Origin of the sequence: Sphingomonas sp. 7/4-4 (assembly GCF_027941955.1) — a bacterium.
GTDB lineage: Bacteria > Pseudomonadota > Alphaproteobacteria > Sphingomonadales > Sphingomonadaceae > Sphingomonas.
This window is the reverse complement of record NZ_CP115960.1, coordinates 1313679-1336365: the sequence shown is the minus strand read 5'-3', so window position 1 is coordinate 1336365 and position 22687 is coordinate 1313679. Positions and strand designations below refer to the sequence as shown.

The 22687-nt window shown below is 66.0% G+C and carries 19 protein-coding genes and 7 pseudogenes; 9 read left to right on the top strand and 17 right to left on the bottom strand.

All coding sequences use genetic code 11. The features are described from left to right. Positions 1-102 precede the first annotated feature (102 nt). Positions 103-1613 (bottom strand): annotated as a pseudogene (locus tag PIB19_RS06765) (tryptophan halogenase family protein). 360 nt (positions 1614-1973) lie between these two features. Between PIB19_RS06765 and PIB19_RS23545 the strand changes: the two are divergent. Further along, positions 1974-2833, top strand: a pseudogene (locus PIB19_RS23545) (DUF1521 domain-containing protein). 57 nt (positions 2834-2890) lie between these two features. Here PIB19_RS23545 and PIB19_RS06755 read toward each other — a convergent pair. The 10 genes from PIB19_RS06755 to PIB19_RS06710 form a co-directional block, all read right to left on the bottom strand. Beyond that, complete coding sequence (locus PIB19_RS06755) at positions 2891-3670, bottom strand: phosphoadenylyl-sulfate reductase (RefSeq protein ID WP_271240180.1); 780 nt, start codon at positions 3668-3670, stop codon at positions 2891-2893. Then, complete coding sequence (locus PIB19_RS06750) at positions 3663-4091, bottom strand: DUF934 domain-containing protein (RefSeq protein ID WP_271240179.1); 429 nt, start codon at positions 4089-4091, stop codon at positions 3663-3665. The genes PIB19_RS06755 and PIB19_RS06750 overlap by 8 nt, the downstream gene beginning before the upstream one ends. 114 nt (positions 4092-4205) lie before the next feature. Then, positions 4206-5840 carry a nitrite/sulfite reductase gene (locus PIB19_RS06745; protein ID WP_271240178.1) on the bottom strand — a complete coding sequence of 545 codons (1635 nt, stop codon included), beginning with the start codon at positions 5838-5840 and terminating at the stop codon, positions 4206-4208. 121 nt (positions 5841-5961) lie between these two features. After that, on the bottom strand, positions 5962-6258 hold the full coding sequence (locus tag PIB19_RS06740) for a DUF2849 domain-containing protein (RefSeq protein WP_271240177.1): 297 nt from the start codon (positions 6256-6258) through the stop codon (positions 5962-5964). Then, positions 6255-7040 carry a uroporphyrinogen-III C-methyltransferase gene (gene cobA, locus PIB19_RS06735; RefSeq protein WP_271240176.1) on the bottom strand — a complete coding sequence of 262 codons (786 nt, stop codon included), beginning with the start codon at positions 7038-7040 and terminating at the stop codon, positions 6255-6257. The genes PIB19_RS06740 and cobA overlap by 4 nt, the downstream gene beginning before the upstream one ends. 106 nt (positions 7041-7146) lie before the next feature. After that, positions 7147-8490: a glycoside hydrolase 5 family protein gene (locus tag PIB19_RS06730; RefSeq protein WP_271240175.1), complete on the bottom strand. Its 1344-nt coding sequence runs from the start codon at positions 8488-8490 to the stop codon at positions 7147-7149. Between the two features lie 115 nt (positions 8491-8605). Continuing rightward, positions 8606-8908, bottom strand: coding sequence for a TFIIB-type zinc ribbon-containing protein (locus PIB19_RS06725; protein WP_271240174.1), 303 nt, complete (start codon positions 8906-8908; stop codon positions 8606-8608). 4 nt (positions 8909-8912) lie between these two features. Next, the gene (locus tag PIB19_RS06720; RefSeq protein ID WP_336297321.1) at positions 8913-9548 is read right to left on the bottom strand and encodes a Bax inhibitor-1/YccA family protein; all 636 of its coding nucleotides are present in this window, start codon (positions 9546-9548) and stop codon (positions 8913-8915) included. A 90-nt stretch (positions 9549-9638) separates the two neighbouring features. Next, complete coding sequence (locus PIB19_RS06715; RefSeq protein WP_271240172.1) at positions 9639-9854, bottom strand: YdcH family protein; 216 nt, start codon at positions 9852-9854, stop codon at positions 9639-9641. Positions 9855-10320: 466 nt separating this feature from the next. Further along, positions 10321-10521 carry a hypothetical protein gene (locus PIB19_RS06710; RefSeq protein WP_100281514.1) on the bottom strand — a complete coding sequence of 67 codons (201 nt, stop codon included), beginning with the start codon at positions 10519-10521 and terminating at the stop codon, positions 10321-10323. A 101-nt stretch (positions 10522-10622) separates the two neighbouring features. Here PIB19_RS06710 and PIB19_RS06705 point away from each other — a divergent pair, with 101 nt between their 5' ends. Genes PIB19_RS06705 through PIB19_RS06695 form a run of 3 tightly spaced genes read left to right on the top strand, consistent with a single transcriptional unit; the run spans position 10623 to position 12440 of the window. Continuing rightward, on the top strand, positions 10623-10952 hold the full coding sequence (locus PIB19_RS06705; protein WP_029935101.1) for an ArsR/SmtB family transcription factor: 330 nt from the start codon (positions 10623-10625) through the stop codon (positions 10950-10952). Further along, positions 10949-11419: an SRPBCC family protein gene (locus PIB19_RS06700; RefSeq protein WP_271240171.1), complete on the top strand. Its 471-nt coding sequence runs from the start codon at positions 10949-10951 to the stop codon at positions 11417-11419. Before PIB19_RS06705 ends, PIB19_RS06700 begins: the two co-directional genes overlap by 4 nt. A gap of 31 nt (positions 11420-11450) precedes the next feature. Next, the gene (locus PIB19_RS06695) at positions 11451-12440 is read left to right on the top strand and encodes a DUF899 domain-containing protein (RefSeq protein WP_271240170.1); all 990 of its coding nucleotides are present in this window, start codon (positions 11451-11453) and stop codon (positions 12438-12440) included. On the opposite strand, the pseudogene astD reads toward PIB19_RS06695, so the two are convergent. Both astD and PIB19_RS06685 read right to left on the bottom strand, forming a co-directional pair. Further along, positions 12371-13785, bottom strand: a pseudogene (gene astD, locus PIB19_RS06690) (succinylglutamate-semialdehyde dehydrogenase). The gene PIB19_RS06695 and the pseudogene astD overlap by 70 nt on opposite strands. Positions 13786-13873: 88 nt before the next feature. Beyond that, positions 13874-15225 (bottom strand): annotated as a pseudogene (locus PIB19_RS06685) (protein adenylyltransferase SelO family protein). Between the two features lie 18 nt (positions 15226-15243). On the opposite strand from PIB19_RS06685, the gene PIB19_RS06680 reads away from it, so the two are divergent. From PIB19_RS06680 to PIB19_RS06665, 4 genes and pseudogenes are all read left to right on the top strand, one after another. Next, on the top strand, positions 15244-16107 hold the full coding sequence (locus tag PIB19_RS06680) for an alpha/beta fold hydrolase (RefSeq protein ID WP_271240927.1): 864 nt from the start codon (positions 15244-15246) through the stop codon (positions 16105-16107). A gap of 117 nt (positions 16108-16224) precedes the next feature. Then, positions 16225-17358 (top strand): glycosyltransferase family 4 protein, encoded by a 1134-nt coding sequence (locus PIB19_RS06675; protein ID WP_271240169.1) that lies wholly within the window; start codon positions 16225-16227, stop codon positions 17356-17358. A gap of 66 nt (positions 17359-17424) precedes the next feature. Next, positions 17425-18827: pseudogene (locus PIB19_RS06670) on the top strand (NAD(P)H-dependent flavin oxidoreductase). A gap of 95 nt (positions 18828-18922) precedes the next feature. Further along, positions 18923-19619: pseudogene (locus tag PIB19_RS06665) on the top strand (glutamine amidotransferase). 6 nt (positions 19620-19625) lie between these two features. On the opposite strand, the gene PIB19_RS06660 reads toward PIB19_RS06665, so the two are convergent. Beyond that, positions 19626-20057, bottom strand: coding sequence for a DUF6766 family protein (locus PIB19_RS06660; protein ID WP_271240168.1), 432 nt, complete (start codon positions 20055-20057; stop codon positions 19626-19628). 52 nt (positions 20058-20109) lie between these two features. Then, on the bottom strand, positions 20110-21108 hold the full coding sequence (locus tag PIB19_RS06655) for a 2-hydroxyacid dehydrogenase (RefSeq protein WP_271240167.1): 999 nt from the start codon (positions 21106-21108) through the stop codon (positions 20110-20112). 92 nt (positions 21109-21200) lie between these two features. Here PIB19_RS06655 and PIB19_RS06650 point away from each other — a divergent pair, with 92 nt between their 5' ends. Continuing rightward, complete coding sequence (locus PIB19_RS06650; RefSeq protein WP_271240166.1) at positions 21201-21677, top strand: SH3 domain-containing protein; 477 nt, start codon at positions 21201-21203, stop codon at positions 21675-21677. Between the two features lie 5 nt (positions 21678-21682). Here the strand turns inward: PIB19_RS06650 and PIB19_RS06645 are convergent, their stop codons facing one another. Both PIB19_RS06645 and PIB19_RS23540 read right to left on the bottom strand, forming a co-directional pair. Continuing rightward, entirely contained in the window at positions 21683-22216 is a 534-nt protein-coding gene (locus PIB19_RS06645; RefSeq protein WP_271240165.1) for a Gfo/Idh/MocA family protein, read from the bottom strand. A 140-nt stretch (positions 22217-22356) separates the two neighbouring features. Continuing rightward, positions 22357-22647: pseudogene (locus PIB19_RS23540) on the bottom strand (Gfo/Idh/MocA family oxidoreductase); the annotation flags it as partial. Between the last annotated feature and the right edge of the window lie 40 nt (positions 22648-22687).

Here is a 22687-nt window from a genome sequence, read left to right as displayed (position 1 = left end):
TGCGGTGACGGACTCGTTGCAGTTGCGTGACGAATTCATGCCGAGTTGTGACGGTATTGCGCGAGCCGATATTTTCCGCCGCGCGGCCTTGCGGACGAATGTTCAGCGCGGCGCTTCCGCGGGACAATAGGATCTGAGGAAGTCGGGATGGCTCGGCATGCCCGCGGCCAGATCCGCGATCTCGCGCCGCATCCTGTCGAGCTCGTCGCGGAGCCGCTGCTCGGGCATCATCTCGGCGAGATGGTGATAGCCGCGCGGGAACCGGCGCTGGCCGAGCAGCACCATTGCCCAGCTGTCGATCCGGAAGAGCTCGTGGCTGAGCTGATAGGCGCGGCCGTTTTCCTGCCACAGCGCCAGCCGTTCCTTCAGGCTGTCCGGGATGTCCATCGTCCGGCACTGCCGCCAGAAGGCTGAATCATCGCGCTCGGTAATGTGGTAATGGAGGATGATGAAGTCGCGGATATTCTCGAATTCCTGCCGCGACTTGCCGTTGAAATAGCTGACCAGCGCATCGTCCACGCCGTGGAACGGGAAATCCTCGATCAGCCGAGTCACTGCGGCCATCATCAGGTGGATGCTGGTTGATTCGAGCGGTTCGATGAAGCCGCCGGCCAGTCCCAGCGCGACGCAGTTCTTGTGCCAGGCCTTGGCCCGCGTTCCCGTTTTGAAGCGCACCAGCCAGGGATCGACGATGGGTTCGCCCTCGATCTCGGCGAGCAGGCGCGCATGCGCCTCGTCGTCGGACATGAAATCGCTGGCGAAGACGAAACCATTGCCGTCGCGGTGCTGCAGCGGGATGCGCCAGCGCCAGCCCGCCTCGTGCGCTATCGCGGAGGTATAAGGCTGGCTGGGACCTTCCGAGGTCGATTGAACGGCAACGGCGCGGTTCGTCCGGATCCAGTGCCCCCAATCCTCGAACGCCACGCCCAGCGCCTCGCCCAACAACAGTGACCGGAAGCCGGTGCAATCGATGAACAGGTCTCCCTCGATCCGCGTGCCCGATGCGAGCACCAGCGCATCGATGAAGCCGCTCTGGGGGTTGAGCTCGACATTGCGGATCGTACCCTCGACGCGCTTGACCCCGCGGGTTCGGCAAGCCCGCGCAGGAAGCGGGCATAGCGTGCCGCGTCGATATGATAAGCGTAGCTGGGTGCCAGCGGGGGATCGAGCGACATCCGGTTCGCTTCGCCCGCCACCCATTCGAGGCAATATTCGCCGAGATCGCCACCGAAACCCCGCGCCCGGGCGTGCAGCCAGAAATGGTGGAAATCGGCCATCCAACTCCAGCGGTGCCCGAGGAGGCCGAAGGGATGGACGTAACGATCGCCGACGCGCGCCCAGTTCTTGAACTCGATCCCCAGCTTGATCGTCGCCTGGGTGGCCGACATGAATACGTCTTCCTTGATCTTCATCAGATTGTGGAAGCCGCGAAAGGTCGGCACAGTGGATTCGCCGACTCCGATCGTCGCGATCTCGTCCGATTCGACCAGCGTGATGTCGATCAGCGGCCCGAGATGCCGGACCAATGCGGTCGCGGTAACCCAGCCCGCGGTGCCGCCGCCTGCGACGACTACGCGCTTGACGATCCGCTCCGACGAAGGCGCGTCCTGCATGCTTGTCTCCGATCCTCGGGAAAAGGCCCGGCGCCTTGGGGGAGCACGCCGGGCCAGGGGAAGTTCAGGGCGGAATTGCGGCTGATTGCGGGGCCAAGAGGGCAATGTTTGCGCTAACAGACAAGCGCTTTTCCAACACACGGACGGCGCAATCGAACGATTTTCCGGCAAATCCGGATGTCTGTTGTAGGGCCGCAACAAGGTAGGCACGTACCTACGGCTTTCAGCTGAGCCGGCCGACAGGCCGGGGCGGACGCGCGGCTAATCGAAGCGACTAGCGCGTCTAGTCGGAATGCGGAGCGCGCGGATCGGGGCGGGGGCGTAACGTCTCTCCTGTTCACCACCCACAGGGGACGCGACATGACCGCTATCGCTGCGAACACTACTTTCTCGGGCGCATTCAAGGCGCTCGCCGCCGGATCGGCTTCGGCCAATTTCGTGCTCGCGGCCGGGATCATGGGCAAGATGCTCAATCCGCTCGGTGCGGGGCCGTTCGCCTCGTCCTGCTTCCCGCGCGGCTGGAACGTCGACGCGCGCTGCGGCGGCGAGACGCAGGCGAACTGGACGGTGAAGACCGGCGGCGAGGGCAAGGCCGCGATCGACCTGGGCGACGGCTACAGCCTGCAGCTCAACGAGAATAACAGCGAGATGACGATCACCAACGCCAATACCGGCGAGACTACCCGGATCTGGGGCGATCCGCACGTCGATGTGAACGGCCAGCACGTCTATGATTTTGGGGGACGACGACCTTCACGCTGGACAACGGCACCAAGATCACGATCAACACAGAGCAGGGGCAGGGCAATCCGAACGTCTATTTCGCCAGTTCGGTGGCGATCACCAAGGGCGACCAGGCGATCGAAGTGACCGGGCTGAGCCAGCAGAAGCTGGGCGATCTCGAGATCAGCATGGGCAGCAACGGACGAGCGCTCGATCGGGCGAATGCCGACGGCTTCGTGCTGCAGGAGAATGACAGCGGCGCGGGCTGGCGCTCGGCCTATACTGGCGAGGTGGCGACGCAGGCGGACCTCAACGCAACCAAGCCGGGGCAGATTTTCGGGCCGGATTCGAATGAGGGCCAGACGCTGGCCAGCCTGAGCTTCCTGCTGGGGGCCTTCCTCGGCGGCGCGATGCTGTTCGGCGGGCTCGGGGTCGAACAGAGGAGCAGCGACAGCGTGCGCGGGCACATCGCGCCGCGGCTGCCGATTTTGTTCTGAGTTCGTCAGCAGGAGCGGATCGCCGGGGCTACCGCAGGGTGGCTCCGGCGATTCCCGTTAGAAAGACGGCTGGTTGGGATCGCCATCCGGGATAAGCGTGTGGATGCCGCATTCGGTCTTGTCCCAGCCGCGCCAGCGGCCGGCGCGTGGGTCCTCGCCGGGCTTGACCACGCTGGTGCACGGCGCGCAGCCGATCGACAGATAGCCCTGCTCGACCAGAGGATGCGGCGGCAGATCGTGCTCGACGAAATAGGCGTCGAGATCGGCCTTGGTCCAGTCGGCGAGCGGGTTGACCTTGAGCCGGCCCGAGGCGTCCGAAGTGTCGATCTCGAAGCGGGGCAGCGCGTTGCGGGTCTTCGCCTGGAACGCCTTGCGGCCGGTGATCGTCGCATCGAACGCCGCCAGCCCCTTGGCCAGCGGCACGACCTTGCGGATCTCGCAGCAGCCGTCGGGGTCGTACGACCAGCGCAGTTCGTTGGCGTCGCGCGCGGCGAGCACTTCCGGGTCGGGCCGGAGGTTGCGGAAGTCCTTGAGGCCGAGCCGGTCGACGAGTTGGTCGCGATAGGCGAGCGTCTCGGGGAAATGCCGGCCAGTCTCGAGGAAGAGCACCGGCACCGAAGGATCGACCGAGGCAATGAGGTGGAGCAACGCGGCGGATTCGGCGCCGAAGGACGAGACCACCGCGAGGTCGCCGACCATTTGGTCGCCGATCACCGCGCGCAGCATCTCGTCGGTCGAGCTGCCGCGGAACATGTTGTTCAGGCGGATCGCGTCCTGCTCGGTGAAGCGCGGGGCGAGGTCCAGCCGGTCTATCTTCCGCGCTGCGACATTAGCCATGGCGCAGTTTCCACACCGGCACCGCATTGTCGGCCGCGTGCTGGTAGACATAGTCGAAGCGATTGAGCGTGGCCGCAAGCACGGTCTCGTCGATCGGCGCATAAGGTGCGAAGCTGTCGAAGCCGCAACGGCGCATGAACACAATCTGATCGACCAGCACGTCGCCCGAAGCGCGGATCTCGCCCTTGTAGCCCGCTTCGCGCAGGATGCGCGCGGAGGAATAGCCGCGGCCGTCGCGGAAGCGCGGGAAGTCGATCTCCACCAGCGCCAGCCGATCGAGATAGGGGATCAGCGCGCGGGCGTCCTCGCCAGCCTCGATGCGGACCGCAGTGGCGTTGGACTGGCCGAGGAACGCGTCGATCGAGACCGCGGGCTCCTCGTGCGGCTCGTCGTCGCGGAAGCGGAGGAGGGTGTCCGTCATGCCGTCATTCCGTTCGCGCTGAGCCTGTCGAAGCGCCGGCTTGCCCCAAGCGGCAGCCCATAAGGAGAGCCGCCCTTCGACAAGCTCAGGGCGAACGGGGATATGGCTTGTGGCTTACCCATAGATCGCCTCCTTGAACGGATCCATGCCGATCCGGCGATAGGTGTCGAGGAAGCGCTCGCCGGGCTGGCGTTCGCGTAAGTAGACATTGGTGGCCTTCTCCACGGCATCGACCACGCCGTCCTCGTCGAAGCCGGGGCCGGTGATCTTGGCCTGGCTTGTGTCCTCCGCGCCCGAGCCGCCGAGCAGCAGCTGATAGTTCTCGGTACCCTTACGGTCGACGCCGAGGATGCCGATATGGCCGGCATGGTGATGGCCGCAGGCGTTGATGCAGCCGCTGATCTTGATCTTGAGCTCGCCGAGATCGCGCTGGCGGTCGAGATCGGCGAAGCGCGCGGCGATCTTCTGCGCCACCGGGATCGAGCGGGCATTGGCGAGGCTGCAATAATCGAGCCCCGGGCAGGCGATGAGATCGGTGATCAGGTCGAGATTGACGTCGGCCAGCCCCGCGGCGTCGAGCGCCTGCCACACCGCGTGCAGGTCCTGCTTGCGAACATAAGGCAGCACGAGATTCTGCGCGTGCGTGGCGCGTAGTTCGTCGAAGCTGTAGCGCTCGGCGAGATCGGCGACGACGTCCATCTGGTCCGCCGAGATGTCGCCGGGGATGCCGGCGATCGGCTTTAGGCTGATGTTGACGATCGCATAGCCCGGCGCCTTGTGGCGGACGGTCTGGCGATCGACCCAGAGCGCGAATTCGGGATCGCTGCGGTCGATCTCTTCGCCGAGCCCGATCTCGAACGGCGGCGGCGCGAAATAGGCGGCGATCCGGTCGTATTCGGCCTGCGGGAAATCGGTGCCGAGGGTCAGGAAATGCTGGAATTCCTCCTCGACCTGGCGGCGGAATTCCTCCTCGCCCAGCTCGTGGACGAGGATCTTCATCCGCTGCTTGTGGATGTTGTCGCGACGGGCATGCGTGTTCCAGACGCGCAGCACCGCCTGCAGATAGGAGAAGATCTGCGCGGCGGGCAGGAAGTCGCGGATCTTGTAGGCGATGATCGGCGTGCGGCCCATGCCGCCGCCGGCATAGACTTCGAAGCCCTGCTCGCCGGCTTCGTCAAGCACGATGCGCAGCGCGAAATCGTGCCAGCGCAAGGCCGCGCGATCCTCTTCCGAGGCGATCACCGCGATCTTGAACTTCCGCGGCAGGTAGCTGAACTCGGGATGGAAGGTCGTCGCCTGGCGGAGCAATTCGGCCCAGGGGCGCGGATCGCAGATCTCGTCGGCGGCGGCGCCAGCATATTGATCGGCCGAGAGATTGCGGATGCTCTCGCCGCTGGTCTGGATCGCGTGCATCTCGACCGTGGCGAGATCGGCGAGGATATCGGGTGCTTCCTCGAGCTTGATCCAGTTATACTGGATGTTCTGGCGCGTGGTGATGTGGCCATAGCCGCGATCGTACTTGCGCGCGATATGGCCGAGCATCCGCATCTGGCGGCCGTCGAGCGTGCCATAGGGAATGGCGACGCGCAGCATGTACGCGTGGAGCTGGAGATAGAGGCCGTTCTTGAGCCGGAGCGGCTTGAACTGATCGTCGTTCATCGCACCCGAGATGCGGCGGGCGACCTGGTCGCGAAATTCCTCGACGCGGGCGTCGACGATGGCCTGATCGTATTTGTCGTAGCGGTACATCAGCGAATTTCCACAACCGTTCGCCCTGAGCTTGTCGAAGGGCTGTTTTCCACTTCGGCTTCGGTGCGAGAAGAAGGACGGCGCTTCGACAAGCTCAGCGCGAACGGGGAGGGGGCGGGAGTCATATCACCCAGCTCCCTGCGTTCGGATCCGCCGGCTTGAGCGTCAGATCCGGACGCACCGTCGGGCCATAGGCGCGGATGCGGTCCTTGATGTGCGCGGGGCGGGGGCCCTCGGGCGTCATGGTGCCGTCGATGACGACCCCGCCGTTCACGCGGCGCGCGCCGGTTTCTTCGGCCAGGAGCGCCTCGCCGCGATCGCCGACATCGGATGCGTCCTCGATGTGGAGCGACCAGCCCTCGCCGGTCCACCAGATGACCGCGCCGGTGCGCAGATCGTTGCCGGTCAGGATCTTCATGCGAGTGCCTCCGCAGCCTGGGCCCATGCGGCGAGCTTGTCCTCCGCATCGGCGAGCATCACGACTTCGCCGACGACGATGATCGCCGGGCTGCGGACCTTTTCGCGCGCGACCATCGGGCCGAGATCGGCGAGCAGGGTGCGCAGCGCGCGGCTGCCTTCGAGCGTGCCGCGCTCGAGCACCGCGACGGGCATGTCGGGGGCGACGCCGTCGGCCATCAACTTGTCGGCGATGTCGGGGCAGGTCGCGACGCCCATGTAGATGACGAGCGTGCGGCCCTTGCCGGCGAGGCCCGACCAATCCTGTTCGCTGAGGCCCTTGCACTGGCCGGCGACGAAGCTGACCGCGCTCGACCAGTCGCGATGGGTTAGCGGAAGCATCGCCTCGGCGGCAGCGCCCAAAGCGGCGGAGATGCCGGGAATGACTTCGACGGGGAGCCCGGCCGCGCGCACGGCTTCGACTTCCTCGCCGCCGCGGCCGAAGATGAACGGGTCGCCGCCCTTCAGCCGCACGACGATCGCCCCGGTCTTCACATGCGCGATGATCAGCGCGTTGATCGCTTCCTGCGACAGCGTGTGGCGGGCCCGCTGCTTGGCGACCGAGATGCGGTGCGCGCGCGGGGCGAGATCGAGCACGCGCGGATCGACGAGGCCGTCATGGACGAGCACGTCCGCCTGCTTGAGCGCCTCGACGGCACGCACGGTGAGCAGCCCGGGATCGCCCGGGCCGGCACCGACAAGGATGACGCGCCCACGCGCGGAAGGATCGAGCAGAGATGCCATGGAGGGCAGATGGGCTTCTGCGGCGCGAGGGGCAATCGAAGGATGCTTGGGGGGCGTAGCGGAGCTTTCGCGGGGCGTATATCCTCCCCTTGCGGGGGAGGATCAGTTACGCCGCAATCGGCTCGCCCACGCTCGCCAAGGCCTTTGCGTGCGCCGCGATCACCGCGCGAGTAGTCGCGTCGGTGTCGAATACGCCGTACCAGCCCTGCGGTTCGTGCGGGGGATCGCCGAGCCAGGCAGTGTCGCCGGGGCGGAAACGGTGGTCGCCATGGGCCGCGCGGCCGGCGCCGTTCCATGCCCAGAAGTTCGAGCCCATGATCGGGCCGCCGGTGCGCGCGCTGTTGAGCACAGCATCATAGATCTGCTGGTAATACAGGTCCTTGAAGTGCGTGCTTGCTTCCGGATCATAGCCGCCGCCGTCGCGCGGATAGCCGAATTCCTCGATCACCAACGGCTTGCCCAGCTCTTTCGCCAGCGCCTGATGCTGCCGGAGATACTCGGCGACCTTCGCCGTGGCGGCGGCATGCGTGCCGGATATGTCCTTCGCGTCGACCCAGCTCCAGTTGAGCGGCCAGATATGCGTGGTGAGATAGTCGATCTCGGGAACATTGTGCGCCTTGCGGAAGATGTCGGCGCTCTCGACGCTGCCCTTCAGGCCCTCGCTGCCGGTCGAGACGAGGTGGTTGCGGTCGATCGACTTGATCAGCTTCGCGCTGTCCTGGATCCACGCGTTGTAGGCGGAGAGCAAGGGCGTTGCGGTGGCGAGGTCGCCGCCGGGGCGCGGCTCATTGGCGAGCTGCCACGCCATGATCGTCGGATCGTCGCGATAGGCGATGCCGGTGACATTGTTGGTGCGGCCGACGATGCGGCGGACCCAGGCGTGATTGCGTGCGACGGCCTTGGGATTGGCGTAGAATTGGGCGACGGCGTTGGGAAAGGCCGGCCACGGATGCGCCGGATCGTTGACGTCCATGTATTTGCCGGTGACGTAATAGAGATAGGTCATCATCCCGCCCGACCATTCCCAGAAATTGGTCAGATACAGCACTGCCGTCATGCCGCGTTTGCCCATCTCGGCGAGGCAGAAATCGAGCCCGCCGAGCAGCGCCGGATCGGCGGAATCGGGCGCGGCGCCGTGGAAGGCCGGTTTGACCGAGTTCCTGAGCGGCGAATCCTCGGCCGAGGCGGCGATGCGCAGGTTGGTGACGCCGGTGGCGGCGAGCGTGTCGAGCTCGCGCTTCAGTCGCGCGCGATTGCCATAAGGGGCGTCGGCGCCGAGCCAGGCGGCGTACCAGAGGTTCGCCCCGGCGAAGCGATACGGCTTGCCGCCGAGCATCAGCCGTGTGCCTTCCCGCCGGACGAAAGCCGGGGCGGGGGCAGCGCGGGCCGGGAGAATGGCGGTCGCCGTAAGTGCCGCGGCGGTACCGAGCATTGTTCTGCGCGTGACCATTGCTTGCTCTCCCGATCGTTGGAGGAGGACGATAGCGACGGCGGACGGGCAAGAAACGCCCGCCGCCGAAGGATCGGCGACGGGCGAGGTTCAAGCTGTTCGGGGAAAGGGGGACTTAGTCGAACAGCTCTTCGAGGAAGGACTTGCGCTTCTTGTGCGGATAATGGCCGCCATGGTGGCGCTGGCGATCGTCATAGCGCGGACGCTCGTCCGACCAGGGGACAGACTGCGGCGCGGGCTGCGACTGCTGGGGGAGCACCGGCGCCGCTGAGGTGGCGCTGCGCTCGATGATCTTGTCGAGCTCGCCGCGATCGAGCCAGACGCCGCGGCAGCTGGGGCAATGATCGATCTCGATGCCCGAGCGCTCCATCGGCACCAATTTGGTGCCGTCGACGGGGCAGGCGAAAGTGCCGGTCATGCGATTACTCCCGTTCGCCCATCAGCCCCAGCAGCAGCTGGAACATGTTGATGAGGTTGAGATACAGCGACAGTGCGCCCATCACCGCGAGCTTTTCGGCGGCCTGGCTGTTGCCGTAGACGATATATTCGCTCTTCAGGCGCTGCGTGTCCCAGGCGGTGAGGCCCGCGAAGACGACGACGCCGACCACCGAGAGCGCCATCTGCAACAGGCTCGAGCCGAGGAACAGATTGACGAGGCTCGCGCCGATCACGGCGATCAGGCCGACGAACAGGAAGGTCCCCATGCCGGTGAGGTCGCGATTGGTGGTATAGCCCCACAGGCTGAGGCCCGCGAACATCGCCGAGGCAGTGAAGAACGCCATCGCGATGCTGGTGCCGGTGAAGACGAGGAAGATGCTCGCCATCGACACGCCCATCACGCCCGCGAAGGCGAAGAAGGCCGTGCGCGCGCCGGCGGTGGTCATCCGCTCCACCCGGAAGGTGAAGAAGAAGATGAAGGCGAGCGGGGCCAGCATCGCCACCCACTTCAGTGACGTGCCGAAGATCAGGGCGACCAACGGCGGTGAACTCGCCACGAGCAGTGCGATCGCGCCGGTGATGGCGAGGCCTAGCCCCATGTTGCGATAGATGCCGAGCATGTGCCGGCGCAGGCCCTCATCGTAGCGGACCTGCGCGGCACTGGCGGCGCCGCGGTTGAAGGCGGAAAGATTGTCCACTGGTGGTTTCTCCTAGGCGTGGCGGGCGCGGGCGATGGCACCGCGCGCGACGCGGCGCATCTCGGCCGCATCGGGGAAGTGACGGAACAGCCGGTCCTTGATCGCGAGCCGCTCCTTCTTGAGCCGGGTGAGGCGCAAGCGATCAGGAAACCGGCGAGCGAGCTCGCGGCGGATTTCGCGGTTGAGGATGCGGTGTGCGGCGATCAGCCGCTCGATAAGGTTACTCACGCGTGCCACTCCAATCGACAGTTACATCGATCGAGCCGGTCTCTCGGTGAGGGGGTGACGGATAGCCGCCAAAACCTGCACCGAGCTAGCTCGATGCGGTCCGACATCACGGGGCTTCAGGTGAAGCCGCCGCCAGAGGGGCCCGGTCCCGCAGGTTTGAATCTAGGGAGGCGGGTCGGGGGATTCAATGCGCCGCGGATAGCGGCAATGTTTCGTTACAATCGGAGTGGTGGGAAGACGGCGTGGCTAGGCCGACATTCGGGTGCTCTTCTCCTCTCCCTGTGGGAGAGGTAGCGAAGCTTGGCAGCTTGCTGCCTAGCGTAGCTGGGTGAGGGTGTCCTGCTATCGACAGGGTGATCCCTCACCCAGCTCCGACTAGGGCCCGCTGAAGAAGCGGGTCCAAGTCTGCGCAACCCTCTCCCGACGGGAGAGGGAAATGAATGCCGATACGCCTTGGCGCTGCTCGCTATTTCTTCGGCGTGACCCACACCGAGACCGGCACCACGACCTTGCCGGGTGCGGGCTTGCCGACATCGACGCGATCGGCGGTGACGAGTTCGCCGCTTTCCAGCGTGAACGAAGCCCAGGGCTTGGGCATGCGGCCGAAGGTCAGCTTCTGGATCGGCTGGCCGGTGGTGGAATTCATGATCGTGGCAGTGACTGGCATCGCTCGCCGATAGCCAGCTTCAGGCCCGGCTGTCCACCCGTGCATCACGCGGAACACAAATTAGCATTGACTAATGCATTAGCGCAGCCTAATTGATTCGCATGATCCAGCCCAGCCCCATCGATTCCGTCATGCGCGCGCTCGCCGATCCGACGCGGCGCGCCGTGTTCGAGCGGATTGCCCGCGCGAAGGAAATCAACGTCGCCGAACTGACCCGCTCGAGCGGAGTGACCCAGGGCGCGGTCTCGCAGCATCTCAAGTCGCTCAAGCTGGCGGGCCTCGTCGCCGAGCGTCCGCAGGGGCGGAACGTCTATTATCGCGCCAAGCCCGAAGGCCTGGCGCCGCTGTTCGACTGGCTGGACCATTACGAGGTCTTCTGGCGCGAACGCCTCGATACGCTGCGTAACCTTTTGAAGGAGATCGATCCATGAACGACGCCGCATTGCAGACCCGCGCCCGCGAGATCACGGTCGACGAAGTGTTTCCGCACGCTCCCGAGACGATCTGGAAGACGCTGACCTCGGGCGAATTGATGGCGCGCTGGCTGGGCATGGTGCCGAGCGACTTCGCGCCCGTGGCGGGCAACCGCTTCACCTACCAGACGACGCCGGCGGGCGAGTGGGACGGGACGATCCACTGCCAGGTGCTGGAGGTGATCCCCAACCAGCGCTTCGCCTATTCGTGGAAGGGCGGCCACGAGGGCAATGCGGGTTACGGCTCGCTGCTCGATACCGTGGTCACCTACACGCTGGAGGCGGCGGAGGGCGGCACACGCCTGCGGGTCATCCATTCGGGCTTCGTCCTGCCGCGCAACGACAGCACCTATCGGAACATGAGCAACGGCTGGGGCACGGTCATCGCGCGCATCGGTGCAGTCACCGGCGAACAGGAGCAGTGAGCATGCAGGAATTGCCGAAAAATCATCCCCCGTGGTCGCACCGGAGGCATGGGAAGCCGCTCGCGCGGACCTGCTCGTCAAGGAGAAGGCGCATAGTCGCGCCCGCGACGCGCTGGCCGCCGAGCGGCGGCGGATGCCGTGGATGGCGGTCGACAAGGACTATGTGTTCGAAGGACCGGGCGGAAAGATGAGCCTGCTCGACCTGTTCGCCGGACGCAGCCAGCTGATCGTCTATCGCGCCTTTTTCGAGCCCGGTGTGTTCGGCTGGCCCGATCATGCCTGCCGCGGCTGCTCGCTCGGCGCCGATCAGGTGTCGCATCTCGCACATCTGAACGCGCGCGACACCACGCTCGTCTATGCCTCGCGCGCGCCACAGGCCGATATCGCGCGGCTCAAGGCGCGGATGGGCTGGGATATGCCGTGGGTGACGATGACCGACGATTTCGACAAGGATTTCGGCGTCGACGAATGGCATGGCCATAATGTCTTCATCCGCGACGGCGACCGCATCTACCGCACCTATTTCATCAACAATCGCGGCGACGAGGCGGTGGGGACGGTGTGGAGCTATCTCGATCTGACTCCACTCGGCCGGCAGGAAGTGTGGGAAGATCTCGCCCGAGGGCTATCCGCAGACGCCGACGTACAAATGGTGGAACTGGCACGACAATTACGAAACCGAGGCCGCTCCCGATCCCAAATGGGTCGAAGTGTCGGACGCAGGCGAGGCGGCGTTCCGCAACGCCGACAAGGCGCCATGATCGCGAGCCGGGCCGCCGACGCGCTCGCGCTGGCGGCGGCCCCGGGCTTCGCGCTCATGGCGCTGTTGACGGCGCAGGGCGGTGGCGCAGCGGATATGCTCTGCGCGGCGGCATCGCCCTTTGGCGGGATGGTGCCGATGTATCTGCTGATGAGCGTCGTCCACGCGGGCCCGTGGCTGCGGCGGTTCGCTCAGGCGTCGCGCAACCCCAGCCCGATGGCGGCGCGTGCCTGCTCGGATTCCGACGAGACCACCGGATAAGCGCAATAGTCCGCGGCGTAATAGGCGCTGGGGCGGTGATTGCCCGACCAGCCGACTCCGCCGAACGGGGCTGACGAGGACGCGCCGTTGGTCGGGCGGTTCCAGTTGACGATGCCGGCGCGGATATTGGCCCAGAACTGGTCGTAAAGCCGCGGATTCTGGCTGACCAGCGACGCCGACAGGCCATAACGCGTGTCGTTGGCCTCGGCGATCGCCTCTTCGAACGTCGCCTTGCGATAGATCTGCAGGACCGGGCCGAACAGTTCGACATCGGGCTTGTCGTTGGCCTGGGTCATGTCGATCAGGCCGGGAGTGATGAACGGCCGACCCTCGATCGGGCGCTCCATGTGCTTGAGCGGTCGCCCGCCCATCGTCGAGAGCGCGAGGAAGCTCTCGGTCAGCAGGTCCGCGGCATCGTTGTCGATCACCGGGCCCATGAACGGCGCGGGATCGGCGTGCGGCTCGCCGATGATCAGCCGGCCGATCAGCTTGTTCACTTCCTCCATCAGCGGATCGTAGAGATTCTGGTCGACGATCAGCCGGCGCGCAGCTGTGCAGCGCTGGCCGGCGGTGGTGAAGGCCGACTGGATGACGAGCACCGCGGCGGAATAGAGATCGGGGGTGTCCCAGACGACGATCGGGTTGTTGCCGCCCATTTCGAGCGCGAGGATCTTCTCCGGCCGGGTGGCGAACTGGCGGTTGAGCGCGATGCCGGTATTGGCCGATCCGGTGAACAGCAACCCGTCGATATCGGGATGCGCGGCGAGCGCCTTGCCTTCTTCCGGGCCGCCGATCAGCAGGCGGATGCAGCCTTCGGGAATGCCGGCGGCGTGGAAGCAATCGACGAGGAATGCGCCGCTCGCGGGGTCTTCTCGGAGGGTTTGAACACCACGGCATTGCCGGCGAGCAAGGCAGGGACGATGTGGCCGTTGGGAAGGTGCGCGGGGAAATTATAGGGGCCGAGCACCGCGAGCACGCCGTGCGGCTTGTGCCGCAGCGCCAGCCGCGTGTTCATCGGCGCTTCGATCCGGCGCTGGCCGGTGCGCTCCGAATAAGCGGAGACCGAGATGTCGACCTTGCCGATCACCGTCTCGACTTCGGTGCGCGCCTCCCAGAGCGGCTTGCCGGTCTCGCGCGCGAGCAGGTCGGTGAAGGCGTCGGCTTTTTGGCGGACGACATTGGCGAAACGGCGCAGCGCCTCGATTCGGTACGCGAGCGGACGCGCGGCCCATTCGGCCCAGCTTCGGCGGGCATGCGCGACCTCGACGTCGACATCGCCGATCTTCTGGCGCCAGAGCACGGCGCCGGTTGCAGGCTCCGTCGAGATGATTTCCGTTCCCGGCATTATGTTCTGCGTGCGTCCCCGGAAGAATGGCAATGCTATTGCCCGAAATGGCGGAGGCTTGCCAACCCCTCGGATGCCGTCGGTGCTATTATCGAAGCGCCTCGCCCATTCGCCTGATCGCGACGACCTTGGCGGTCAGCGGTGCCCAGTCGTCGCCTTGCGCGATCGCCGCCCAGATCGCCTCGACTTCGTCGATGAGCATCGCGCACGGGGCGGGATCGGACCAATAAGCGTGGTCGCCGGGCTTGCGCGGTTCGTACCCGGCGAGCTGGGCGCGGAGAGCGGCGAAGGCTTCGCCGTAGCTTTCCGGGAGCGTGCCGCCGAACCCGTCGAAGAAGAAGCGATCGATCGGCGTGTCCGTTTCGACCAGCGCCGCCTCGATGGCACCGATCAGCGGGCGGTCAAACTCAGGGCCTCGGGGCACTACGCCCAGCCGCCAGAGCATCGCAATGGCGACCTCGCGCTGGAAGGTCTCGGGGAACACCTCCATCGCTTCGATCAGCGGCTCCTCTTCGGAGATCAGCCGGAGCGAGCTGGCGAGCTGCATCACGTCCCAATAGATCGCCTCGGGCTGGCGGCCGAAGGAATAGAGCCCGGACTGATCGAAATAGGCGGCAGTGAAGCCGGGTGCCCAGCTCGGGGCGAAGCGCCATGGGCCGTAATCGAAGCTCTCGCCAGTCACGTTGATATTGTCGCTGTTGAGCACGCCGTGGACGAAGCCCGCGGCCATGAACCGGCCCGCCATCCGCGCGGTGCGCGCGGCGACATGCGCGAGCAGGCGCTGGGGGCATCGTCGCCGGCTTCCTCGCCATAATAATGACGGAGCACATAGCCGGTCAGCCGCTGCAGATTCTCGGTGTCCTGCGAATGCGCGAGGCGCTGGAAAGTGCCGATGCGGATATGGCCGTGGCTGAGCCGGACGAGCACCGCCGAGCGGGTGGGGGAGGGCTCGTCGCCGCGATGGAGCTCCTCGCCGGTCTCGATCAGCGAGAAAGTGCGCGAGGTCTCGACTCCCAGCGCCTCGAGCATTTCGGTGGCGAGGATCTCGCGGACGCCGCCCTTCAGCGTGAGGCGGCCGTCGCCGAAGCGGCTCCAGGGGGTCTGGCCCGATCCCTTGGTGCCGAGGTCCATCAGGCGGCCCCGGTCGTCGGTCATCTGGGCGAACAGGAAGCCGCGGCCGTCGCCGATCTCGGGATTGTACACGCGGAACTGATGGCCGTGATAGCGCAGCGCCAGCGGCTCTTGAAGACCGCCGTGGAGCGGCTCGAAGCGGCCGAAGTGCGCGATCCATTGTTCGTCGCTCAGCGCGTCGAGCCCGACTTCGGCCGCCGCGCGATCGTTGCGGAAGCGCAGGATCGCCTGGGGGAAGCGGGCGGCATGGACGGGATCGTAGAAGGCGTCGCCGAGTTCGAGGATCGCCTGTTGCGGAGTGAAGGCCATGCGGCGATATGGGGAGCAATGGGTGAGCGGCGCAACTACAGCGATGGCTATTGGTGGTCGAAAGACGGCCTGAGGCTGCATTACCGCGATTATGCCGGTGCCGACGACAAGCCGCCGGTGCTCTGCTTCCCCGGGCTGACCCGCAATGCGCGCGATTATGCGCCGCTGGCGGAGCGGATCGCGGGCGAGCGCCGGGTGATCCTCGTCGAGTTCCGCGGGCGCGGCGACAGCGCCTATGCCAAGGATCCGATGTCCTATGTCCCGCTGACCTATCTGCAGGATGTCGAGGCGCTGCTGGACGAATTGGGCATCACGCGCTTCGTCGCGGTGGGGACGTCGCTGGGCGGCATCGTCACCATGCTGCTGGCTGCCACCGACGGGGGCAAGCTGGCGGGCGTGGTGCTCAACGACGTCGGCCCCGAGCTCGACCCCGGCGGGCTGGCGCGGATCCGCACCTATGTCGGCAAGGCGGTATGGCACCCGACCTGGATGCACGCCGCGCGGGCGGTGGCCGAGAGCAATGCCGATGTGTATCCCGATTATGGCATCGAGGACTGGCTGCGCATGGCCAAGCGCCTGTACCGGGTGAACAGCTCGGGGCGGATCGTGCTCGATTACGACATGAAGATCGCCGAGCCGTTCCGCGTGCCGGGCAACGAGGCAGGGCCGGACATGTGGCCGACCATCGACGCGCTGAAGGGCAAGCCGGTGCTGATCGTGCGCGGCGAGCGCTCCGATATCCTGAGCGCAGAAACCGCGGCGAAGATGGTCGCAAGGGTGCCGGGCGCGAAGCTGGTGACCGTCGCCGGAGTGGGCCACGCGCCGACGCTCGACGAGCCCGAGGTCGTTGCGGCGATCGGGCGATTGTTGGCGAAAGTCTAACCGTCACCCCGGCGCAAGCCGGGGCCCAGAGCCATAAGCTCCAGCGCCCGTAACTCTGGATCCCGGCCTGCGCCGGGATGACGAACGCATGTTAGGCCGCTAAGCACGGCCCCCGACATGCCAATCCACATCCTCCACCTCCACTCGACCTTCAATTACGGCGGCAAGGAAGCGCGTGCCGTACGGCTGATGAACGCGTTCGGCGACAGAGCGCGGCACACGATCGTCTCGGCGATGCCCGATCAGCTCGGCGCGCGCGACGCGATCGCGAAGGGCATCAAATACGAGATCGCGCAGAACCCGCCGCCGCTCTCCGGCCGGCCCTCGGTCAAGCGCTATGAGGCGATCGCGGGGTTCATGCGGCGCTTCGATCTCGTCCTCACCTATAATTGGGGGGCGATCGACGGCGTGATGGCGGCGCGGGTGTTCGGCAAGGGGCTGCCGCCGATCGTGCATCATGAAGACGGGTTCAACCAGGACGAGGCCGAACGCCTCAATCCGGTGCGCAACATGTATCGCCGGATCGCGCTGCCCGCGGCCAATGCGCTGGTGGTGCCCAGCAACGTGCTGGAAAAGGTCGCGCTCAAGCACTGGCGCCAGCCGCCCGATCGCGTCCACCGGATCGCCAATGGCGTCCCGACAATGCTCTATGCAGGCAAGCCCGACGCGAAGCTGATCCCGCAGCTGCAGGAGCGCCGCGAAGGCGAAGTGTTCATCGGCTGCGTCGCGGGCCTCAGGCCGGTCAAGGATCTGCCGATGCTCATCCGCGCCGTCGCCGGCGTGAATGCGCGTTTCAAGCTGGTGATCCTGGGCGAAGGCCCCGAGCGGCAGAACATCCTCGATGCTGCCGAAGCGATGGCGATCGAGGATCAGGTGATCCTGCCCGGATTCCTGGCCGAACCGCATCGCTACATGGGATTGTTCGACATCTTCGCACTGTCGTCGAGGAGCGAACAGGCGCCGATCTCGGTGATCGAGGCGATGGCGGCGGGGCTGCCGGTCGTATCGACCCGGGTGGGCGATATTCCGGTGATGGTATCGCCCGAGAACGTGCCGTTCCTCGCGCCGCGGCACCATGAGGTCGATCTGCGCGATCGCATCGACACGCTGGCCAGAAACCCGGAATCGATGCATTATATCGGTCAGCAGAACCGTGCGCGCGCCCGTGCGTTATTCGATGAAGCTGCCATGATCGCGTCTTATGCGCGGCTCTATGGTGCAGCGATGGGACGCCCTGACGGGTTGCAATAAAGATTGCGGCTCGCTTGTTGGGGTGGTTGGCGCTAGCAAGCGCCGGAGTTTTTACCGGAGGCACATTTGTTCAAGGGTCTGACGCCTATCAACTATAACGGCCGGGAAGTCTGGCCGTTGGTCGAAGGGGCAAGGGCGTCGCGGCCACGAACCACGCGAGCGCTGGCGCCTGGGCGGCGGCCGGCGGCATCGGCACCGTCAGTGCGGTAAATGCCGACAGCTATGATGCCGAAGGGAAGATCATCCCGCAGATCTATCGCGCGCTGACCCGACGCGAGCGTCATGAGGAGCTGGTCGAATACGCGATCGAAGGCGCCGTCACCCAGGTCAAGAAGGCCTTCGAGATCGCCGGCGGCAAGGGCGCGGTGAACATCAACGTGCTGTGGGAAATGGGCGGCGCGCAGCGGATCCTGCACGGCGTGCTCGAACGTACGCGCGGGATGGTCGCGGGCGTGACCTGCGGCGCGGGCATGCCGTACAAGCTCAGCGAGATCACTGCCTCTTACGGCGTCAGCTACCTGCCGATCGTCAGCTCGGGCCGCGCCTTCCGCGCGCTGTGGAAGCGGGCCTATTCGAAGGCGTCGGAATGGCTGGCCGCGGTGGTCTATGAGGACCCGTGGCTGGCGGGCGGGCATAACGGCTTGTCCAACGCGGAGGATCCTCTGGTGCCGCAGGATCCCTATCCCCGCGTCCGCGATCTGCGCGCGACGATGCGCGAGGGTGGCATCTCGGACGACGTGCCGATCGTGATGGCCGGCGGCGTCTGGTATCTGCGCGACTGGAGCGACTGGATCGACAATCCCGAGCTCGGCAAGATCGCGTTCCAGTTCGGCACGCGGCCGCTGCTCACCAAGGAAAGCCCGATCCCCGAGGGGTGGAAGAACGCGCTGATGACGCTGGAGGAAGGCGACATCCTGCTCCACCGCTTCTCGCCCACCGGCTTCTATTCTTCGGCGGTGCGCAATCCGTTCCTGCGCAGCCTCGAGGCGCGATCGGAGCGCCAGATCGCTTATTCGACCGAGCATGCCGGGGACCACGTCTTCCAGCTCGACGTGGGCGTGAAGGGCAAGAATTTCTGGGTGACCCGCAACGATCTGCTGCGCGCGCGCGAATGGTTCGGGCTCGGCTTCACCTCCGCGCTCAAGACTCCGGACAACACTTTGGTCTTCGTCAGCGAGGAAGAGAAGAGCGTGATCCGCAAGGACCAGGCCGATTGCATGGGCTGTCTCAGCCAATGCCAGTTCTCGTCCTGGGCGGACACCGAGACCAACTCGACCGGCCGCCTCGCCGATCCGCGCAGTTTCTGCATCCAGAAGACTCTGCAGGACATCGCCCATGGCGGGCCGGTGGAGGAAAACCTCATGTTCGCCGGGCACGGCGCTTACAATTTCAAGCGCGATCCCTTCTATTCGAACGGCTTCGTGCCGACGGTGAAGCAGCTCGTCGACCGGATCCTGACCGGGGATTGACCCCAAAAATCCTCCCTCGCGAAGCGGGGAGGAATTTTAGGCATCCCAAGAAACCCTAGCCTTCCGATCGGCGCCCATCCCGCTAGGCTGGCGACATGAAGACCGGTCTCATCATCCGCCACACCCCGTATGAGGGCATCGCCGGGTTCCGCGAGCCGATCGAGGCTGCGGGCTATGTCCTCGATCGCGTCGACGTCACCGATCCGGGCTTTTCCAGCCTCGATTTCGACGCGCCCGACCTGCTGCTGATGATGGGCGGGCCGATGGGGGTCTATGAACGCGAGGCGCATCCGTGGATCGCGCATGAACTCGAGCGGCTTGCCGAGCAGAATCGCGCGCGGGCTGCCCACGCTCGGCGTGTGCCTCGGCGCACAGATGATCGCAGCGGCGATGGGCGCCGAAGTCCGGCCGGGTCCGGTGAAGGAGATCGGCTTCGCGCCGGTGAAGCTCAACGATCCGGGGGCGGATTCGCCGCTCCGCCACGTCGCCGGAGTGCCGATGCTGCATTGGCACGGCGATACCTTCGGTTTGCCGGACGATGTCGAGCTTCTCGCCTCGACGCCGTCTTATGCCCACCAGGCCTTCCGCCGTGGCCCCGAATTGCTCGCGCTCCAGTTCCATGCCGAAATGGGCGAGGATCCGCGCTTCGAGGCGTGGATCGAGAATGGCCCGGCCTTCATCGCCGAGGCAGGCACTTCGCCCGAGCGCCTGCGCGGCGAGCATGAGGCGCACGGCAGTGCGGCGGTGGCCGCCGGCAAGGCGATGATCACGGAGTGGCTTCGCGGCCTCTGACCGCGCTCAGGCGGCGTCTTCCTTGCCGCTGCCTACCACCGGGTCCGCGCCGTGGGCGTGCGGCTTGGCGTGGCCGTGGGCGCGCAGATAGCGGTCGTCGAGCTCGTCGATGATCTCCTGCCCGCGGTCCACACCGGCGTGGAGGCGGAGCAGCGAATCGATCTTCGCCTCCATCCGGTCGTCATTTTCCTTCGACGAGGGCGATCCGATATAGAGGAAATAAGCGAGCCCCACGACTTGCCAGAGCAATTGCAGGAATTCGGACTGCCAGTTCTCGAAGGTGTCGCGCAGCATCTCGTTCAGATAGCTCGACGTCTCGGCGATCTGGCCATGCGCGCGGGCCTCTTCGACGAAAGCCTTCCAGCCGAACAGCCAATGGAGCGCGAACGAAACGAGGAAGAAGCCGAGCGTGATCCACGCATAGCTGTATTTCTTCATTGGTGCCTCCTTTTCGGCGGAGAACCGCTTCAGAAGCAAGGAGTTCCGGGAGCTAGAGCCAGCCCTCGAGGACCTGATCGGGCGGTCGATGGCCGTCGACCCAGGAGCGGATATTGGCGATGACCTTGAGCCCCATCGCCTCGCGGCCCTCGAAGGTCGCGGAGCCGAGATGCGGAAGCAGCACGACGTTGTCGAGCGCGATCAGCCGCGGATCGACCGCGGGTTCGTTCACATAGACGTCGAGCCCGGCGCCGGCGATGTGGCCCCCGGTCAGCGCCGCCACCAAAGCTTCCGGATCGACGATCTCGCCGCGCGCGGTGTTGATCAGCCAGCCCTGGGGGCCGAGCAGGTCGAGCCGGCGCGCATCGATCAGCCCGCCGGTGTTCTCGGTGTGCGGCGTGTGGATGGTCAGGATGTCGACCGCGGCGAGCATCGCATCCAGATCGGCATGCCAGGTCGCACCAAGCTGGGCCTCGGCGACTTCGGGGATGCGGTGGCGGTTGTGATAATGGATCTGCAGCCCGAAGGCGCGGGCGCGCTGCGCCACAGCCTGGCCGATCCGGCCCATGCCGAGGATGCCGAGCTTCTTGCCGCCGATGCGGTGGCCGCGCATGCCGGTGGGGCGCCACCCGGTCCATTCGCCCGAGCGGACGAGCTTGTCGCCCTCGATCAGCCGGCGCGGCGCGGCGAGGATCAGCGCCATCGCCATGTCGGCGGTGTCCTCGGTCAGCACGCCAGGGGTGTTGGTGACGGTGATGCCGCGCTCGCGCGCCGCTTTCAGATCGATATGGCCGAATCCCGCGCCGTAATTGGCGATCAGGCGAAGGCGATCGGGGGCCGCGGCGATCAGTTCCGCGTCGATCCGGTCGGTCACCGTGGGCACGAAGACATCGGCATCGGCCATCGCCGCGGCGAGCATGGTGCGGTCCATCGGACGGTCATCGCCATTGAGCACGGCGTCGAACAATTCGGCCATGCGCGTCTCGATCGCCTGCGGCAATGCGCGGGTGACGGTCACCTGGGGACGGGAGGGGCGCGCGGGCTGTGCCATTCAGGGCGGATTGGCCGGTGCCGAGGCGCCAGTCAACGGGTTGAAGCGCGGCGCATGCTCGCAGTATCAGCGGACTCATGACAGGGGATCGAATGCGGCTCGGCGCTTGGATGATGCTGGGGATCGCGGCGCTGGCGCTCGCCATGCCGGCGATCGCGCAGCGCAAGCCGCCTTATTGGGTGTCGATCGACGTCGACAAGGCGCACCTGCGCAGCGGCCCGGGCCGCAACTATCCGGCAATCTGGCTCTACAAGCGCCGCGATCTCCCGCTCAAGGTGCTCGACGTCTATGGCGAGTGGCGCAAGGTCGAGGATCCGGGCGGCACCCAGGGCTGGATGCTGCGCAACTTCCTCGACGAGAAGCGCACTGCGATCGTAGTGGGCGGCGTGACCGAACTGCGCTCCGCGCCCCAGCTCGATGCGCATATCAACTGGCGAGTCGAACCCGGCGTGGTCGGGGCGATCAGCAAATGCACCGACAATTGGTGCCGCTTCGACGTGGGCGGCCGCACGGGCTATATCGAGCAGTCGCACATCTGGGGTGTCGAGCCCGGCGAAGTGCTGCGCTAGGCACGTCAGCCGCGTTCGACACGGGTGCGCGGCCCGCGGAGGATTGCTTCGCTCGCGCGCGCCGTGCGCAATGCCGAATGGCCGGTGGACGGATGCGGCACGCCTGCGCCGAGAGCCCGGTTGAGCGCGATCACGTGCGGCAACTGGATCGGCTTCGGATTGGGGATGTCGTGCGTGGCCACGCCGGCGCGGCTGTGTACTTCGATCGGCGCTTCGTCGAATATCGCGAAGCGGATCGTGCCATGCTCGCCGGTGATGACGATCGTGTCGGTGCGCGCTTCGGCGGCGAAATCCCAGATGCCGTGCGCTTCGATCGCGGGGCCGTGGCGCCAGCGCGCCTCGACGCGGTCCGGTACCAGTGACGCTGCCGGAATATGCAGCTGCGAGACGTCGACTTGGGTGATCGGCCCGAACAGGCTGTCGAACAGATCCAGCCCATGGCAGGCCAGATCCTCGAAAAGGCCCCCGGCGCCTCGGAAGGATCGATCCGCCAATTGTCGCCGGTAACGGGCGTCGCGCCCACCCGGCCCAACGTCCATGTCACCGACCGTATCGGGCCGATCGCACCATTGTCGATAGCCTCGTCGATCGCGGCGAAGCGCGGAAGGCTGCGCCGGTAATAAGAGACGAACAGCGGCACGCCAGCCTCGTCGAAGGCGCGGCACAATTTCTCGGCGTCGCGCAGATAGACCGTCATCGGCTTTTCGACGCAGCATGGCTTGCCCGCCTTCGCCGCTGCCAGCGCCAGCGGAAGGTGCGAGGCCGGCGGCGTGGCGATGTAGACGGCGTCGACCAGTTCGGACGCGATCAGGTCGTCCGGCGAGGCGAAAACGTGCGGGACGCCGTGGCGCGCCGCATAGTCGAGCGCTCGATCGTGTCGCCGGGAGGCCACGGCTTCAAGGGAACCGCCCGGAGCCCGGAGGAAGGCCGGGCCGCTTTTGTGTTCCGCGACCGAGCCCGTGCCGATCATTCCCCAGCGGATCCTCACGAACTCTCCTTCGGATCGCGAT